General features: G+C 61.9%; 13 protein-coding genes and 1 pseudogene. 10 read left to right on the plus strand and 4 right to left on the minus strand.

Annotated features, from left to right (window positions below; genetic code table 11):
* Positions 1 to 28 precede the first annotated feature (28 nt).
* From CIT31_RS30670 to CIT31_RS30715, 10 genes and pseudogenes are all read left to right on the plus strand, one after another.
* Complete coding sequence (locus tag CIT31_RS30670; protein WP_095521612.1) at positions 29 to 1,354, plus strand: ABC transporter substrate-binding protein; 1,326 nt, start codon at positions 29 to 31, stop codon at positions 1,352 to 1,354.
* A gap of 205 nt (positions 1,355 to 1,559) precedes the next feature.
* Positions 1,560 to 2,411: a carbohydrate ABC transporter permease gene (locus CIT31_RS30675; RefSeq protein ID WP_370463494.1), complete on the plus strand. Its 852-nt coding sequence runs from the start codon at positions 1,560 to 1,562 to the stop codon at positions 2,409 to 2,411.
* 1 nt (position 2,412) lies between these two features.
* Positions 2,413 to 3,306, plus strand: a complete 894-nt coding sequence (locus CIT31_RS30680) for a carbohydrate ABC transporter permease (RefSeq protein ID WP_095521613.1) — start codon at positions 2,413 to 2,415, stop codon at positions 3,304 to 3,306.
* A gap of 298 nt (positions 3,307 to 3,604) precedes the next feature.
* Positions 3,605 to 4,348 (plus strand): competence/damage-inducible protein A, encoded by a 744-nt coding sequence (locus tag CIT31_RS30685; RefSeq protein ID WP_095521614.1) that lies wholly within the window; start codon positions 3,605 to 3,607, stop codon positions 4,346 to 4,348.
* Between the two features lie 178 nt (positions 4,349 to 4,526).
* A complete protein-coding gene (locus tag CIT31_RS30690) occupies positions 4,527 to 5,360 on the plus strand; it encodes a universal stress protein (RefSeq protein WP_095521615.1) in 834 nt (277 codons plus the stop codon).
* A 145-nt stretch (positions 5,361 to 5,505) separates the two neighbouring features.
* Entirely contained in the window at positions 5,506 to 6,006 is a 501-nt protein-coding gene (gene gpt / locus CIT31_RS30695) for a xanthine phosphoribosyltransferase (protein WP_029353723.1), read from the plus strand.
* A 217-nt stretch (positions 6,007 to 6,223) separates the two neighbouring features.
* Entirely contained in the window at positions 6,224 to 6,712 is a 489-nt protein-coding gene (locus CIT31_RS30700) for an NUDIX hydrolase (RefSeq protein ID WP_029353721.1), read from the plus strand.
* 712 nt (positions 6,713 to 7,424) lie between these two features.
* Positions 7,425 to 11,198, plus strand: a complete 3,774-nt coding sequence (locus tag CIT31_RS30705) for a vitamin B12-dependent ribonucleotide reductase (RefSeq protein ID WP_095521616.1) — start codon at positions 7,425 to 7,427, stop codon at positions 11,196 to 11,198.
* A gap of 5 nt (positions 11,199 to 11,203) precedes the next feature.
* Positions 11,204 to 11,404, plus strand: coding sequence for a type II toxin-antitoxin system HicA family toxin (locus tag CIT31_RS30710; protein ID WP_095521617.1), 201 nt, complete (start codon positions 11,204 to 11,206; stop codon positions 11,402 to 11,404).
* Positions 11,405 to 11,408: 4 nt separating this feature from the next.
* A pseudogene (locus CIT31_RS30715) lies at positions 11,409 to 11,614 on the plus strand (type II toxin-antitoxin system HicB family antitoxin).
* Between the two features lie 58 nt (positions 11,615 to 11,672).
* Here CIT31_RS30715 and CIT31_RS30720 read toward each other — a convergent pair.
* From CIT31_RS30720 to CIT31_RS30735, 4 genes are all read right to left on the minus strand, one after another.
* A complete protein-coding gene (locus CIT31_RS30720; RefSeq protein ID WP_095521618.1) occupies positions 11,673 to 13,871 on the minus strand; it encodes an esterase-like activity of phytase family protein in 2,199 nt (732 codons plus the stop codon).
* Positions 13,872 to 14,074: 203 nt separating this feature from the next.
* Positions 14,075 to 15,091 (minus strand): glycoside hydrolase family 25 protein, encoded by a 1,017-nt coding sequence (locus tag CIT31_RS30725; RefSeq protein WP_095521619.1) that lies wholly within the window; start codon positions 15,089 to 15,091, stop codon positions 14,075 to 14,077.
* A 229-nt stretch (positions 15,092 to 15,320) separates the two neighbouring features.
* Entirely contained in the window at positions 15,321 to 15,545 is a 225-nt protein-coding gene (locus CIT31_RS30730) for a hypothetical protein (protein WP_029353718.1), read from the minus strand.
* 133 nt (positions 15,546 to 15,678) lie between these two features.
* A complete protein-coding gene (locus CIT31_RS30735) occupies positions 15,679 to 16,077 on the minus strand; it encodes a GFA family protein (protein ID WP_095521620.1) in 399 nt (132 codons plus the stop codon).
* Between the last annotated feature and the right edge of the window lie 71 nt (positions 16,078 to 16,148).

Raw genomic sequence — 16,148 nt, forward strand, 5'->3', positions numbered from 1 at the left:
GCGAGGAAATAAACAGGAGGAGACGAGCATGAAATTCACCAGACGTGACGTGATCCGCACCACCGCCGGCGTGGCGGCGGGAGCCTTGGGAAGCCGGTTCGTCGGCTCTTCCGCCTTTGCCCAGGAGGGGTTGACATACAAGCCCGAGGACGGCGCGAAGCTGCGGATGCTGCGTTGGTCGCCCTTCGTGCAGGGCGATGAGGATCAATGGCTGGCCAACACCAAGCGGTTCACCGAGGCGACAGGCGTCGAGGTCCGCGTCGACAAGGAAAGCTGGGAGGACATTCGCCCCAAGGCGGCGGTTGCCGCCAATGTCGGCTCCGGTCCAGATCTGATGTTGGTCTGGTTCGACGACCCGCACCAGTACCCCGACAAGTTGCACGACGTGACGGAACTGGGTGAGTATCTCGGCACGAAATACGGCGGCTGGTACGACGGGCCAAAGCAATATGCGACGCGGGAGGGGAAATTCCTCGGCCTGCCTCTGGCCACCATCGGCAATGCCATCGTCTATCGGGAAAGCTGGGTGAAGGAGGCTGGCTTCTCGGAATTTCCGAAGGACACGGCGGGCTTCCTCGATCTTTGTAAGGCCTTGCAGGCGAAGGGGCATCCGGCCGGCTTCACGCACGGCCATGGCGTCGGCGACGGCAACAACTATGCTCACTGGCTGCTTTGGAGCCATGGCGGCCAGATGGTCGACCAGAGCGGAAAGGTGACCATCAACAGCCCGGAGACGCTCAAGGCGATCGAATACGCGCAGGAACTCTACAAGACCTTCATCCCCGGCACCGAAAGCTGGCTCGACGTGAACAACAACCGCGCCTTCCTGGCCGGCGAACTGGGCGTCATCGCCAACGGCATTTCCGTGTATAACACGGCCAAGACCAACAAGGACAATGATCCGAAACTGGCTGAAATCGCCAAGGACATGCGCACGACCAGCCTGCCGATCGGTCCCGTCGGGAAATCGGTCGAGCTGTTCCAGGTGACCACGGCCGTGATCTTCGACTACACGCCCTACCCCAACGCAGCCAAGGCCTATCTGCAGTTCATGTTCGAGGAACAGCAAATGGCGGAGTGGATTACCTCCTCGGCCGCCTACTGCTGCCAGACACTCAAAGCCTTCGACAACAATCCGGTATGGACGGCCGACCCGAACAATGCCGCTTACGCCAAGGCCTCGGCGACGCTGCGTCCCAACGGCTATGCCGGGCCGCTCGGCTACGCCTCGGCGGCGACCATGGCCGATTATGTCCTGGTCGACATGTTCGCCAAGGCCGTGACGGGCCAGGCCACGCCCCAGGAGGCGATGGAAGAGGCGGAGAAACGCGCCAACCGGTACTATCGCGTTTGATCACAGCCGAGCCGGGCAGCCGCGACCGCGCTGCCCGTCTGGTTCCTGAAATCGTGTGGCGGCCACTCAGGCCACCATGCCAGCAGACCTTATGAGGAGCCGTCCCATGGCCGTGTCGTCCGCCGCCGTTCAGCCGCGTCCGTCGATCCTGTCGCGGAGCCTGTCGCTCCTGGCCGACAGCCGGAACGCGCTTGGCTTCGGCTTCATGCTGCCGGCGGCAGCGCTGCTGCTGGTCTTCCTCACCTATCCGCTGGGGCTCGGCATCTGGCTCGGCTTCACGGATGCCCGCATCGGCCGCCCCGGTATCTTCATCGGCATCGAAAACTACCAATATCTGTCGGATGATGCCGTCTTCTGGCTCTCCGTATTCAACACCTTGCTCTACACAATAAGCGCCTCGATCCTGAAGTTCGCGCTCGGCCTCTGGCTGGCGCTTATCCTCAATCAGAACCTTCCCTTCAAATCGTTCTTCCGCGCGATCGTCCTGCTGCCGTGGGTGGTGCCGACGGTGCTGTCGGCCATCGCCTTCTGGTGGATATACGATTCGCAGTTCTCCATCCTGTCCTGGGCGCTTATGGAAATGGGCCTAATCGACCATCGCATCAATTTCCTCGGCGACCCGGAGAACGCGCGCGCTTCGGTGATCGCGGCCAATGTCTGGCGCGGCATTCCGTTCGTCGCAATCACGCTGCTGGCCGGCTTGCAGACGATTCCCCAGTCGCTTTACGAGGCCGCCACGCTCGACGGCGCCAGCCGCTGGCAATTGTTCCGTTTTGTGACGCTGCCGCTGCTGACGCCGATCATCGCCATCACCATGACGTTCTCTGTGCTGTTCACCTTCACCGATTTCCAGCTGATCTATGTGCTGACCCGCGGCGGACCGGTCAATGCCACCCATCTGATGGCGACATTGTCCTTTCAGCGCGGCATTTCGGGAGGCCAGCTTGGCGAGGGCGCCGCCATCGCTGTCGCCATGATCCCGTTCCTGCTTGCGGCGATCCTGTTCAGCTATTTCGGCTTGCAACGCCGCAAATGGCAGCAGGGCGGCGGAGACTGACATGGCCACGATCAAAAAAACGAAACGTCCGGAACTCGACGAAGGCGGCATGGGCTACCTTCAGAGCCTGCCGCGGCGCGTGGTGACGGTCTATCTGCCGTTGCTGGTGTTCGTCATCGTGCTGTTGTTCCCGTTCTACTGGATGACGATCACGGCGATTAAGCCCAATCACGAGATGACCGACTACGCCAATTTCAATCCGTTCTGGGTCGTGCATCCGACATTCGAGCACATCCGCTATCTCTTGTTCGACACGTCCTATCCGGGCTGGCTGCTCAACACGATCATCATCTCGACCGCCGCGACGTTCCTGTCGCTGCTGGCTGCGGTGTTCGCGGCCTATGCGATCGAACGGCTGAGGTTTTCGGGGGCGCGGCAGGTCGGGCTCGCGATCTTCCTCTCCTATCTCGTGCCGCCGTCGATCCTGTTCATCCCGCTGTCGGTGATGGTGTTCAACCTTGGGCTTTACGACACGCCCTTCGCGCTCATTCTTACTTACCCGACCTTCCTGGTACCATTCTGCACGTGGCTGCTGATGGGTTACTTCCGCTCCATCCCGTTCGAACTGGAAGAATGCGCGCTCATCGACGGGGCGAGCCGGTGGCAGATCCTCACCAAGATCGTGCTGCCGCTGTCGGTGCCCGGCCTGATTTCCGCCGGCATATTCGCATTCACCCTGTCATGGAACGAATTCATCTATGCCCTGACATTCATCCAGTCGTCCGAAAACAAGACCGTGCCGGTCGGGGTGCTCACGGAGCTTGTCCGTTCCGACGTCTATGAGTGGGGAGCGCTGATGGCCGGTGCCCTGATCGGCTCCCTGCCGGTGGTCGTGCTTTATTCGTTCTTTGTCGAGCACTACGTTTCCTCGATGACCGGTGCGGTGAAGGAATAGCGCCTATGGGCGCCGCACCTTCTCCCTTCTCCCTTGTGGGACAATGTGGCCTCGCGAAGCGAGGTCGGGGTGTTCCAGCTTGGTGCCGACCGCGTTCCAGCCAGCACCCGTCTTGGCGCTGCGCACCAATCCACTTTCTCCCACCAGGGGAAGGAAGAGCCGCACCGTGGGCGCCAATATCCTGGCGTATTGCCGCCGGCGAGCCGCCGCGCTATCTCAGGCGACCTTGCCTGCCTAAGGCGACCTGTCTGCCCGAGGCGACTCTGTCTGCCTAAGGCGACCTTTTGCCGGAGCTCCCATGTCTGAAATCGTCACCGCCGCCATGCTCGTCATCGGTGATGAGATTCTGTCCGGGCGCACCAAGGACAAGAATATCGGCCATCTCGCCGACATCATGACGGCGATCGGCATCGACCTGAAGGAGGTGCGCATCGTTCCCGACGAGGACGACGAGATCGTCGCCGCGGTGAACGCTCTACGTGCCCGCTACACCTATGTCTTCACGACCGGCGGCATCGGCCCCACGCATGATGACATCACCGCGGACGCGATCGCCAAGGCCTTTGGCGTGCCCTGCGAATACGACGCCAAGGCCTATGCCATGTTGCAAGCGAGCTACGCCGCGCGCGGCATCGAATATACCGAGGCGCGCAAGCGCATGGCGCGGATGCCGCGCGGTGCCGACCATATCGACAATCCTGTGTCCATCGCGCCCGGCTTCCGCATCGGCAACGTCTATGTCATGGCCGGCGTGCCGGCGATTTTCCAGGCGATGCTCGACAATGTGGTGCCGACGCTGAAGGCCGGCACCAAAATGCTGTCGGCCACGGTGCACTGTCCGTTCGGCGAAGGCCTGGTCGGCGGACCGCTGGGTGACATCCAGAGGGCGCATCCGGATACGATAATCGGCTCCTACCCGAAATATGGCGACGGCAAGTTCTGGACGGAGCTGGTCGTCCGTGCCCGCAGCCAGGACGCGCTGGACGCCGCCCGCGCCGATGTCGAGGCGATGGTCGCAGGCCTCACCAGCGCGGCCAGCTAATCTAAAAGCGCGTCGCGTCTGAGAGGATTCATGCGACGCGCTTTAGGCTCTTTTTATGCATGTCGTTAGCCCAAGACCGCTGCGCACTTTTGGGCGACATGCATAAGCCGGAACCAAGCATGGTGCTGTAACGTTTCTCGCGGGCGAGTTTCGATCGCCGTAAATTGAGGGGGTTATCATGCGATTCAAAACCATCGTCGCCATACTGCAGAACGAGCAGGACGCCGAGCGCGTGCTCGAATGCGCCATTCCGCTTGCCGACAGGTTCCAGAGCCATCTCATCGGCATTCATGCCGAAGCGATTCCCATCCCCTACACCTCGGCCACCGGCTTTCCCGACACCGAGTTCCTGCAGGTTTCGGCCGACGTGAACAAGGAGCGTGCTGAAAAATTGCGGGCGGTTTTCCTCCGGCATCTCGAGGATTCCGACCTGTCCTTCGAGTGGCGCAGCCTCGAGAGCTTTTCCGGAGACAGCGCGCTGACCGGTATCCCAACCGTTCGCACCGCAGACCTCATCATCGCCGCGCAGCGCGAGTCGGGCGGCGATTCGAGCGCCGATGTCGACACGCTGGTCTACGACGCCGGGCGGCCGGTACTGGTCGTGCCGCATTCGGGCCCGCTCGTGACCAGCTTCAAGCATGTGCTGCTCGCCTGGAACGGCAGCAAGGAAGCCGCGCGCGCCGCCTTCGACGCCCTGCCCTTCATCATCGAGGCCGAGAAGACCGATATCGTCGTCATCGACCCACCGGATACGCTCGACGAGGCTCCGGAGGCGGCCGGCGCCGAAATCGCCGCCGCCCTGTCCAGGCATGGCGCCACCGTCAGCGTCTCGGTGCTGCAATCGGGCGGCCACTCGGTCGACGACGTGATCCAGACCAGGGTTGCCGAAACCGGCGCCGACCTGCTCGTGCTCGGCGCCTACAGCCATTCCTGGCTGCGCCAGCTTCTGTTCGGCGGGGTCACGCGCACGGTGCTGCGCACGTTGCCGGTGGCAGCTTTCCTGTCACGGTAAATCCACAAGGGTACTCCACAGGGGCGAGTCCACAGGGATCGCCTGCCGCCGCCCTTGCCAAGGTCAAGGCTTTCCAGTTAATTCCGCGCGCATTCCTTCAAGTGTTTGCGCGCGGTTTTTCGCGCGCTGCGGAGTGCATGCAAAAATGTCCCTTCCCGAAAAGGCCTTTCCCGTCTCCTGGGATCAGTTCCACCGCGACGCGCGTGCGCTTGCCTGGCGGCTTGCCGGCGCCAACAAAGGCCAGTGGAAGGCGATCGTCTGCATCACGCGCGGCGGCTTGGTTCCGGCCGCCATCATCTCGCGTGAACTCGGCATCCGAGTCATCGAGACGGTTTGCGTCGCCTCCTATCACGACTACGCCAGCCAAGGGCAGCTGCAGGTGCTGAAGGAGGTCACGCCGGCACTGCTCGCCGATGACGGCGCCGGCGTGCTGATCATCGACGACCTCACCGATACCGGCAAGACCGCGGGCATCGTGCGCGCCATGATGCCCAAGGCGCATTTCGCCACCGTCTACGCCAAGCCGAAAGGGAGGCCGCTGGTCGACACCTTCGTCACCGAGGTCAGCCAGGACACCTGGATCTATTTTCCGTGGGACATGGGCTTCACCTACCAGAAGCCGATCGCCGACGATCACGTCGGCTGATTCGCGGCAACTGCTTTTTCTCCCGGAACATGCCGGCGAGCATTGCTTGCCGGCGAGCACTTCTTGAAAGAGTGCCGCGGCGCACGATATTTCCTGAATGGACGCCTGTTGGTGTGGTTAACCAGTCCGTATGAGGTTTTTTACTTTTATTGCTCATGATTAGCCGTAAGATTCGCGAAACGGCAGATGATTCTGGAGGCTGGGGCAAGCTTCTCCGATGTTGACGAGGCCAGCAACGCACAACCATTTGGCCGAAAGGGTTCAGCGGCTCTTCGGCACAGCGCCGTGCCGCCTGCAGGTTGCAGCATTGCCCTGGCGCGATACCGGGCATGGCGTCGAGATCATGCTGATCACCAGCCGCGATACCGGTCGCTGGGTGCTTCCCAAGGGCTGGCCTGAGGCCAAGGAGCTGCTTTGCGAAGCGGCGGCGCGCGAGGCCGGCGAGGAAGCCGGACTGCGCGGCACGATCTCCCATCATGAAGCCGGCCGCTACTTCTATGCCAAGGCCTTGGCTTCCGGCGAGGAAGTGCCTTGCGAAGTTCTGGTATTTCCGCTGCAGGTCGACAAGATCGCCGACCGGTGGAAGGAAAAGCGGTCGCGCATCCGCAAATGGGTCAGCCCCGCCGAGGCCGTGCGCATGGTCAACGAGCCGGACCTTGGTCAGATCATCGCCTATTTCTGCGCTGACCCGCACCAGTTCTCCTGAGCAAGACTAGGCGCACCGGCCAAAGCTGCGCACCTGCCGCATCACCGGCGATGCTCTTTGGCGAAGAGAATCGATTTGACCACCACAGCTTTGGCGTGCGTTGTCATCACGGTCGATGGCTTGGACGTGAGTCAAAATCGAAATCCTCCGCGCCACTTCTATCCCCGTTATCCACATATGTGACACACAAGATGTTGGGGTCACAAAAGCTACGCAAACGAATCCTTGACGGCGCAAAACGAGTCGCCTTTTATGGGGCATGCGCTCCTGTTGAGAGTGCGACCGGAAAGTTCTGAGCCCGGTCTTTTTCCCGGACTATGTGCGTTTTGGCCGCATTTCCGCCTGTCTATAAGGCCGGCGGATGCGTTGGGGTTGTGGGGTCTTTGGGGGACGAAGGGGAAAAATGTCGGACTGGAATAAATTGTCTGTTAACACTATATTTAGTGTTTGCAGGTAAGTTCGACGCTAGATAGTGTGAAGATCCCCTCGATTGAGGGAGTCGCAAAAAGTTTCAGTTTTGAGGGACCTGCAGGGTTCGTCGGCGCGTTGGACGACTACTTCGCAAGGAGTTCGGCCAGCAGGGCGGGCGGAGCCTGTGAAAGGGAGCCGGCCGTTTTCTAACGCTGGCAGACGGCGGACATGCGCGTTTCGCCAAGGGGGCAGAAATCCCCTGGGAAAAGCGCTATATATAGACAAGCAAGGGATAGGACCAATGCGCATCGAGCGTCGTTTCACCAAGCAAGGGCAGTCGGCTTATGCGGAGATCGAATTCCGCAAGGCGCTTTCGGAGATCAAAAATCCGGATGGCTCGGTGGTGTTCCGCTTGGACAATATCGATGTGCCGGCGCAGTTCAGCCAAGTTGCCGCCGACATCCTGGCTCAGAAGTATTTCCGCAAGGCCGGCGTGCCGGCTCGGCTTAAGAAGGTCGAGGAGAATGACGTCCCTTCCTTCCTGTGGCGCTCCGTCGCCGACGAGGCCGAACTGGCAAAGCTGCCCGAGTCCGAGCGCTACGGCTCCGAGATCGACGCCCGCCAGGTCTTCGACCGCCTCGCCGGTACGTGGACCTATTGGGGCTGGAAGGGCGGCTATTTCAAGTCGGAGGAAGATGCGCGCGCCTTCCGCGACGAACTCGCCTATATGCTGGCCACCCAGCGCGTCGCGCCGAACTCGCCGCAATGGTTCAACACCGGCCTGCACTGGGCCTATGGTATCGACGGCCCGAGCCAGGGTCACTTCTATGTCGACCCGTTCACCGGCAAGCTGACCAAGTCGAAATCTTCCTACGAGCATCCGCAGCCGCATGCCTGCTTTATCCAGGGCGTGCAGGACGATCTCGTCAACGAAGGCGGCATCATGGACCTGTGGGTGCGTGAAGCGCGGCTGTTCAAATACGGCTCCGGCACCGGCTCCAACTTCTCATTCCTGCGCGGCGAAGGCGAAAAGCTGTCCGGCGGCGGCCGCTCGTCCGGCCTGATGAGCTTCCTGAAGATCGGCGACCGCGCGGCGGGCGCCATCAAGTCGGGCGGCACGACGCGCCGCGCCGCAAAGATGGTCATCGTCGACGCGGACCATCCCGATATCGAGGAGTTCATCGACTGGAAGGTCAATGAGGAGCAGAAGGTCGCCTCGCTGGTCACCGGCTCAAAGATCGTGAAGAAGCACCTCGAAGCGATCATGAAGGCCTGCATCAATTGCGAAGGCCAGGACGACGATTGCTTCGACCCGGCGATCAACACCGCGCTGAAGCGCGAGATCAAGGCGGCCAAGAAGGACGGGGTGCCGGAGAACTACATCTACCGCGTCATCCAGTTCGCCAAGCAGGGCTACACTTCGATGTCGTTCAAGACCTACGACACCGACTGGGATTCAGATGCCTACCTCACCGTTTCCGGCCAGAACTCCAACAATTCGGTCTCGCTGAAGGACGATTTCCTGCGCGCCGTAGAGCAGGACGGCGACTGGCACCTCACCGCTCGCAAGGACGGCAAGGTGCTGAAGACGCTGAAGGCCAGGGATCTGTGGGAAAAGATCGGCTATGCCGCCTGGGCGTCGGCCGATCCGGGCCTGCACTTCAATACGACCATGAACGACTGGCACACCTGCGCCGCGGCCGGTGCGATCCGGGCGTCCAACCCGTGCTCGGAATATATGTTCCTCGACGACACGGCCTGCAACCTGGCCTCGATCAACCTGCTGCCCTATCGCAACGCCGACGGCACCATCGACATATCAGCCTACGAGCACACGGTTCGGCTGTGGACCATGGTGCTGGAAATTTCCGTCATGATGGCGCAGTTCCCGTCGAAGGAGATCGCCAAGCTCTCCTACGAATACCGCACGCTCGGCCTCGGCTACGCCAATATCGGCGGCCTGCTGATGACCTCAGGCATTCCCTATGATTCCGACGAGGGCCGCGCCATCTGCGCAGCACTCACCGCTGTTATGACCGGCATGGCCTATGCCACCTCGGCCGAAATGGCCGCCGAGCTCGGCGCCTTCCCCGATTACGACCGCAATGCGCAGAACATGCTGCGCGTCATGCGCAACCATCGCCGCGCTGCCTATGGCGACAAAGACGGCTACGAGAAACTCGCCGTCAATCCAGTGCCGCTGGTCGCCTCCGACCTGAAGCAGCCGGAGCTTGCCGCCCATGCCAAGGCTGCCTGGGACCGCGCCATCGAGCTCGGCGAGGAGCATGGCTACCGCAATGCGCAGGCGACCGTAATCGCGCCGACCGGCACGATCGGCCTGGTGATGGATTGCGACACCACCGGCATCGAGCCCGACTTCGCGCTGGTCAAGTTCAAGAAGCTGGCCGGCGGCGGCTATTTCAAGATCATCAACCGCGCCGTTCCGGAAGCACTGCGTACGCTGGGCTATTCGGAAAGCCAGATCGCCGAGATCGAGGCCTATGCGGTCGGCCACGGCAATCTGAACCAGGCGCCAGCCGTCAACGCCGGCTCGCTCAAGGCCAAGGGTTTTACGGACGACAAGATCGCGGCACTCAATGCGGCATTGAAGTCGGCGTTCGACATCAAGTTCGTCTTCAACCAGTGGACGCTGGGTGCGGACTGGGTGAAGGAGACCTTTGGCTTCACCGACGAGCAGCTCAACGATTTCTCGTTCGAGATGCTGCCGGCGCTGGGCTTCTCGAAGAAGGACATCGAGGCCGCCAACATCCACGTCTGCGGTGCGATGACGCTGGAAGGCGCGCCGTTCCTCAAGGCCGAACACCTGCCCGTGTTCGACTGCGCCAGCCCGTGCGGCAAGATCGGCAAGCGTTCGCTGTCGATCAACAGTCACATCCAGATGATGGCGGCGGCCCAGCCCTTCATCTCCGGCGCCATTTCCAAGACCATCAACATGCCGAACGACGCGACGGTGGAAGACGCCAAGGGCGCCTACATGCTGTCGTGGAAGCTGGCGCTGAAGGCCAACGCGCTCTACCGCGACGGCTCGAAGCTCTCCCAGCCGCTCAATGCCTCGCTGCTTGCCGACGTCGAAGACGACGAGGACGAGGCGATCGAGCAGTTGATCGCGGCACCCGCCTCGCAGCGCGCCGTGCAGGTGACCGAAAAGATCGTCGAACGCGTCGTCGAACGCCTCTATCGCGACCGCGAAAAGCTGCCGAACCGCCGCAAAGGCTACACCCAGAAAGCGGTCGTCGGCGGCCACAAGGTCTATCTGCGCACCGGCGAATTCGATGACGGTCGTCTTGGCGAAATCTTCATCGACATGCACAAGGAAGGTGCCGCCTTCCGGGCGATGATGAACAACTTCGCCATCGCCATCTCGCTCGGCCTGCAATATGGCGTGCCGCTCGAGGAATATGTCGAAGCCTTCACCTTCACCAAGTTCGAACCAGCCGGCATGGTGCAGGGCAACGACGCCATCAAGAACGCGACGTCGATCCTCGACTACGTGTTCCGCGAGCTTGCCGTGTCCTATCTTGCCCGCCACGACCTCGCTCATGTCGACCAGTCGGATTTCGACAAGACCGCACTCGGGCGCGGCATCACCGAAGGCAAGGCGACGCCGTTCTCGAAGGGGCTGACGCGCGGCGTCTCGCCGGTCAAGCTGGTGTCGGGGATCGGTGCCGAACCCAAGGGCTTCGGCGGTTCAAGTCCCTCTCCCGCTACCGTCCCCACTCGTTCGGCGCCAACGGCGTTCTCAGGCTCCAATGTGCTGGCGCTGAAGCCGGCCAGCGACGAAGCGATGGCCTATAAGCGAGACTACGAAGAGCGGGCCAGGGAACTGGTCGAGGACATCGTCTACGAAGAAGCAATCGACCCGACAGGGCTGTTCACCGATGATGCCGCGAAAGAAGCGGCCGAGGCCAAAGCGCTTGCCGCTACCCGGCGCCAGCAATCATTGATGCAGGGCTACACCGGCAACGAATGCTCCGAATGCCACAACTTCACGATGGTGCGGAACGGGACATGTGAAAAGTGCGACACCTGTGGAGCTACGAGCGGGTGTAGCTGAGATAGATGCCACCTCGGCTTACGGTCCGCGAAGTCATTCGCCTGCTGGAAACCGACGGCTGGTATCTGGTTGCAACCAAATGCAGTCATCGCCAATATAAGCATGAAATCAAAGCCGGCCGCGTCACCGTGGCCGGCAAGCCGTCTGAAGAGGTTGCACCGGGAACACCTAATAGCACCCTCAAGCAGTCCGGTTTAAAGGAGTGACGATATGCGTTACGCGGTGGGGATCGAAAAGGCCGGCAATAATTTTTCCGCTTACGTGCCGTATCTACCCGGCTGCGTCGCGACCGGCGCGACGGTGCCTGAGGTGGAAACCGAAATTCGCGACGCTATACGCTTTAATATCGAAGGCTTGCGTGCCGATGGGCTGGATGTGCCCAAAGGTGTCAGCTGGCGGAATACATAGAGGCGTAAAAGCCGCGCCTTCCCTTCTCCCCTTACAGGCTACAGGGGGAGAAGGGAAGAACTGCCCTCAGTTCACGGCGCTGATGTTGCCCAGGCGGAGAAACAGCGTTTCGCCGGAAGAATCGTCGACGCCGTCATTGTCAGTGGCGACGAAGATGTCGCCGTTCTTGTCGATGGTGAAACCTTCGACCTTGTCGATGACATAGCCGTTGGTGGCTGATTTCAGGTCGCCGATGATGTCGCGCACCAGCGTCTTTTCGACCAGCGGCAGTTCGCCGCCGAGCTTGGCAGGTTTGAAGGCATCGAGCGCCACCGAATAGACGCGCTTCACCTTGGCCAGGTCGCCGATCTGGTTGTCGCGTTCGAGGATGTAGAGCTTGCCGTCATGCGCGGTGATCTCCGATAGCCCCACCCAGCCAGCTTCGGTCGCTTCGAGCGGATAGCGCACCGCCGACCATTCCTTGGCCTTGGGCTTGTAGGCCAAAAGCTTGACCTGGCCTTTCGGATCGTCGGCCCATTCGCGCTGCACCGCCATCACCAGCGTCAGCTCGTCGCCCTCGCCGATGGTGGTGATGCCTTCGAGACCGAAGCGGGTCTGGTGGGCGAGCAGGTCCATCGGGAAGCCGATTTCCTGCTTGATCTCGCCCTTGTCGTCGACGCGCAGGATAGCGTGCGGGACGAGCTTTGCCCGATCGCCTTCATTGGCCAGCCAGAAGCCGCCTTCACCATCGGCGACGATGCCTTCGATGTCGAGCTTCTGTGCAGGATGGCCGCCACGCGTGACAATGGTCTTGCCGGTGATCAGCGCCGGCGTCTGCGTGGCATCGATCTCGAAGATCGAGGGCGCGTTGGCGTAGAACGAGTCCGAGGCCGCGAAGAGCTTGCCGGCAGTGTCGCCGGCCGCGAACGCCGAAAGCGCACCCCAGCCGAGCGGCGTGCCGTCTGCCGTGGGCTTTGCCGTGATCGTCGGGTAAGTGGCGGGACCCTCGGAGCGCTCGTAGATCATCACGTGCGAGCGGGCGAGCCCGTCCTCGACCAGGTCGGCCTCGTTGGCGGTGACCAGGAGATTGCGCGACGGGATCGCGACGAGCCCTTCCGGGCCGATGCCGGACGGCAGGATGTGGACAAACTGAGGCTCCGCACCCGTGTCCTTGTAGACGCCGACAACGGAGCCACGCTCCGAAGCGACGAAAATCAGTCTGTCTTCGCCGAAGGCGCCGGTGTCGAGACCTTCCGGCTCCACGCCCTTCTTGTTGCGGTCGTCGGGATAATGGCCGGCATTGGCGACCTCGTACTCGAAGGACGGGCCGGATTCGTAGAGAACCTCGCCCTTCTTGCTGAAGATCGTGAAGCCGCGCGAGCCGCCTTTGTAGTCGCCTTCGTTGGCGACGACGAGACGATCATTGTCGAGCCATTTCACGGCGTCAGGTTCGCGTGCGACGTTTTCGATTTTGCCGTCGAATGAAAAGGCGCCGTTCTTCTTGGTGTCGATCTTGTCCAGCGTGACGGAGCCTGCCGAGAAGTGCGTGACGATCGCGCCGGTTTCGGCGTTGACGATGGCGACGTGGTTGTTTTCCTGCAGCGTGACCGCTATTTCGCCGGCCTCGTTGAAGGCGACGAATTCCGGCTCCGGATCTTCCGCCGCAACCTCGGCAATGCCCGCCAGGTTCACGCTCTTCATCGTCGCGCAATCAGGCTGGCCTTCGGTCATCGTGAAAATCTTGAGGTCGCCCGCAGGCATCTGCGGAATTTCTCCGTCGTTCAGCTCCTCGTCGCGCTCGTTCTCGATGGCGATGGCCAGGAACTTGCCATCCCTGCTGAACGCCAGCGAGTCCGGCTGGCCGCCGAGGTCGCAGGTGCCTTCGATCGCCTTGGAGGCAAGGTTGATGACGGTGAGGTTGCCCGAAGGCTTGGCTTTGCTCTTCGACGTGTTGACGCCGGCCAGCACCTTGCCGCCGATGACCACGACCGACGTCGGCTCGCCCTCGATCTTGACGATGCCGCCGGCCTTGGGCGCATTGGGGTCGGTGATGTCGATGAAGCCGACCGCGCCGAGCGGGCTGTCGGAATAGACCAGCGTCATGCCGTCTTCGGTCGCCGTGATGATCTCGGACGAAGTCGGCGTGGTCTGCTCGACGTCCGCGGGGAGGTTTCCGGCGACGGCGAAGCTCGCGACCCGGTTGAACATCATGTCGGCATGGGCCGGCAGCGAAACGGAGGCAGCAAGCGCTGCCGTCAGGACGAAAAGCGCGGAATGGCGGGGCACGGGTGGCGTCTCCTGTTCGAATGGAAGCCACCTGCTTTGGGGGAACGACCTTTCAAAGCGATGACGGATCCATGACAGTTCTGAGACAGGCGGTCAGGTCCGTCGATATTCATCTCATGCGGGCCTTCAAATGGCGGCTTTCTGCGGCCGCGATCAGCACCCCGTAGGCGCGAGCAGCAAGAAGTTCCCCCGGAAGGAACTCCCTACTCCGCCTCGGCCACCATCTGCCGCCCACCAACCCAGTTCCGCCAGGCTCTCTCGTCGCCGTGGAAGACGTTGAGGTCGATGCGGCCTCTCACGCCGTGCGACAGGCCGGAGCCGGAATACTGCCAGAACACCCATTTGCGGCCGGGATAGACCTTTGACGGGTGCTGTGCCACCGCGCGCAGCCAGAACGGATAGTCGGGGAAAGCGCCTCTGAGATTGTCGCGGTAGAAATCGGGCGCGGTGTAGATGATGGGCCGCTGGCCGTAGTGGCGCTCGAGCTTGTCCATGAACACCTGCATCTTCTCCAGCACCTTTTGCCGCGACGGCCGCCGCTTGCAGCTGGATTCGCCGTTCCACTCGACATCGATCACCGGCGGCAAGGCGCCCTCGACCCTCGGCACGTTGCGGATGAACCAGTCGGCCTGCTCGCCTGCCGTACGGCACCAGTAGAAGAAATGGTAGGCGCCGCGCTTGAGGCCGGCGGCGTCGGCATTGCGCCAGTTCTTCATGAACATCGGATCAAGATGATCGCCGCCATCGGTCGCCTTGATGTAGGCGAAGTTCGCGCCCTGCGCGCGCAGCTTTGCCCAGTTCACGTTGCCCTGCCAACGTGAAACGTCGACGCCGTGAACGGCGAGGTGCCCGGGCGAGGCCTTGCCGAAATTGATCGGCTTGGCGTCACGAAAACGGTAGCGCTGGACCGGCTCGGCGAGGATCGGTGCTGCTCGTGCCAGCCGCTTCGGCGCCACTAGGGCAATCGGCTCGACGGGTGGTTCGATGCTGTCGGCAGGCTCTGGAGTGGCCATCGCCACAGTCTGCTCCGTCGCCTCTTCCTGCTCAAAGTCGGGTGCGGCATCGGCCGCACCGACCGACGCCACCGGCGCGGGCGGCCGCACAACGGAGCTGGTCGTCTCGCTGGACGGCACTTGCAGCGCGTCGACGCCGGACGTGGATGTGCAGCCGGCAAGGCAAAGTGACGCGATCGAGAAGATGACGACGCCTGATAACCGCATCTGGACCTGTACGCAGAACACAACAGACCGAGGGCAAGACAACGCCGCCGGACAACCGATCCAGATTACTAACGAGAAATTGCCAACAAAGTTTGAATCAAATTGTTAGGACGAGAGCTGGGCAAACAGAATACATGGCGCCCGCTTTATCAGCGTAGCGGTGAGAGCTTGGAAACGCCGGCAGGACGGAGAGGGCGCGAAGGATCGCCGACGCCTGGAGGCCCGCTGCCTAGCCGCACAGCCATAGCTTGTGGCAGCTCTCGGCTACCATGTGAGCGGGCGGTATGAAGCGGTCGGTGACGGGGCGATCGTTGACGACCGGTGCATCATCCCGGCGAACCTTTTCTTCAAGCAGCGAGCGAAGCTCGGCCGGCTGTACGCGGTCACGCTCCATCACCAGCTTGACCATCGGATCGCTCAAAAGCTCATCCAGGGTATTGATTCTGTCTTTCATCCGTCGCCTCCTCGACTGCCGACCCGCACGTGATAGATAGGCGGCAATGATGGCTCGCCAATGACGCTTTGCCGGCTATCTCGTGTCCCGGATGAAAAAATTGGGCACGCTTTGCGCTCAGTTCGCCTGTGCTTCAGTTCGGGGGTGGCGCGCCTTCATATTGCGGCAGGCCGTCGTCAAGCTGCACCCAGGGCTGCTTCGAGGCGGTCCACATATGCATCTGCGGCTTGAATACCGAAGGGGCGTCGAGCGAGCCTGAGGTCACGCCGATGATGCCGGCGGAGTCGCGCCGGGAAAACATCGTCGTGCCGCAGCCCGGGCAGAAGCCGCGCTTGAGATCGGGCGAGGAATTCACCGTCGCCACCGGCCCGTCGATGGTCACGTCGTCGATGCGGAACAGCACGCGTGCGTTGAAGGCCGCGCCCAGCGCCTTCTGGCAGAGCCGGCAATGGCAGACCCGCTCGTTGATCGGCGTGGCATCGGTGCGGTAACGCACCGCGCCGCACAGGCAGCCACCCTGATATTTCGCCATTACCTGCGCCCCTCTTTCTGAAGATTGTCGGCAAGGTAGCTGCCGGCACAGCAGCGTCAATTGAAAAGCCT

It is taken from the genome of Mesorhizobium wenxiniae, from assembly GCF_002284535.1.
Lineage (GTDB): Bacteria > Pseudomonadota > Alphaproteobacteria > Rhizobiales > Rhizobiaceae > Mesorhizobium > Mesorhizobium wenxiniae.

Coding starts and splice junctions, on each gene's coding strand:
- CIT31_RS30670 (WP_095521612.1), top strand. CDS start 29: ATGAAATTCACCAGACGTGACGTGATCCGCACCACCGCCGGCGTGGCG.
- CIT31_RS30675 (WP_370463494.1), top strand. CDS start 1,560: ATGCTGCCGGCGGCAGCGCTGCTGCTGGTCTTCCTCACCTATCCGCTG.
- CIT31_RS30680 (WP_095521613.1), top strand. CDS start 2,413: ATGGCCACGATCAAAAAAACGAAACGTCCGGAACTCGACGAAGGCGGC.
- CIT31_RS30685 (WP_095521614.1), top strand. CDS start 3,605: ATGTCTGAAATCGTCACCGCCGCCATGCTCGTCATCGGTGATGAGATT.
- CIT31_RS30690 (WP_095521615.1), top strand. CDS start 4,527: ATGCGATTCAAAACCATCGTCGCCATACTGCAGAACGAGCAGGACGCC.
- gpt (WP_029353723.1), top strand. CDS start 5,506: ATGTCCCTTCCCGAAAAGGCCTTTCCCGTCTCCTGGGATCAGTTCCAC.
- CIT31_RS30700 (WP_029353721.1), top strand. CDS start 6,224: ATGTTGACGAGGCCAGCAACGCACAACCATTTGGCCGAAAGGGTTCAG.
- CIT31_RS30705 (WP_095521616.1), top strand. CDS start 7,425: ATGCGCATCGAGCGTCGTTTCACCAAGCAAGGGCAGTCGGCTTATGCG.
- CIT31_RS30710 (WP_095521617.1), top strand. CDS start 11,204: ATGCCACCTCGGCTTACGGTCCGCGAAGTCATTCGCCTGCTGGAAACC.
- CIT31_RS30725 (WP_095521619.1), bottom strand. CDS start 15,091: ATGCGGTTATCAGGCGTCGTCATCTTCTCGATCGCGTCACTTTGCCTT.
- CIT31_RS30730 (WP_029353718.1), bottom strand. CDS start 15,545: ATGAAAGACAGAATCAATACCCTGGATGAGCTTTTGAGCGATCCGATG.
- CIT31_RS30735 (WP_095521620.1), bottom strand. CDS start 16,077: ATGGCGAAATATCAGGGTGGCTGCCTGTGCGGCGCGGTGCGTTACCGC.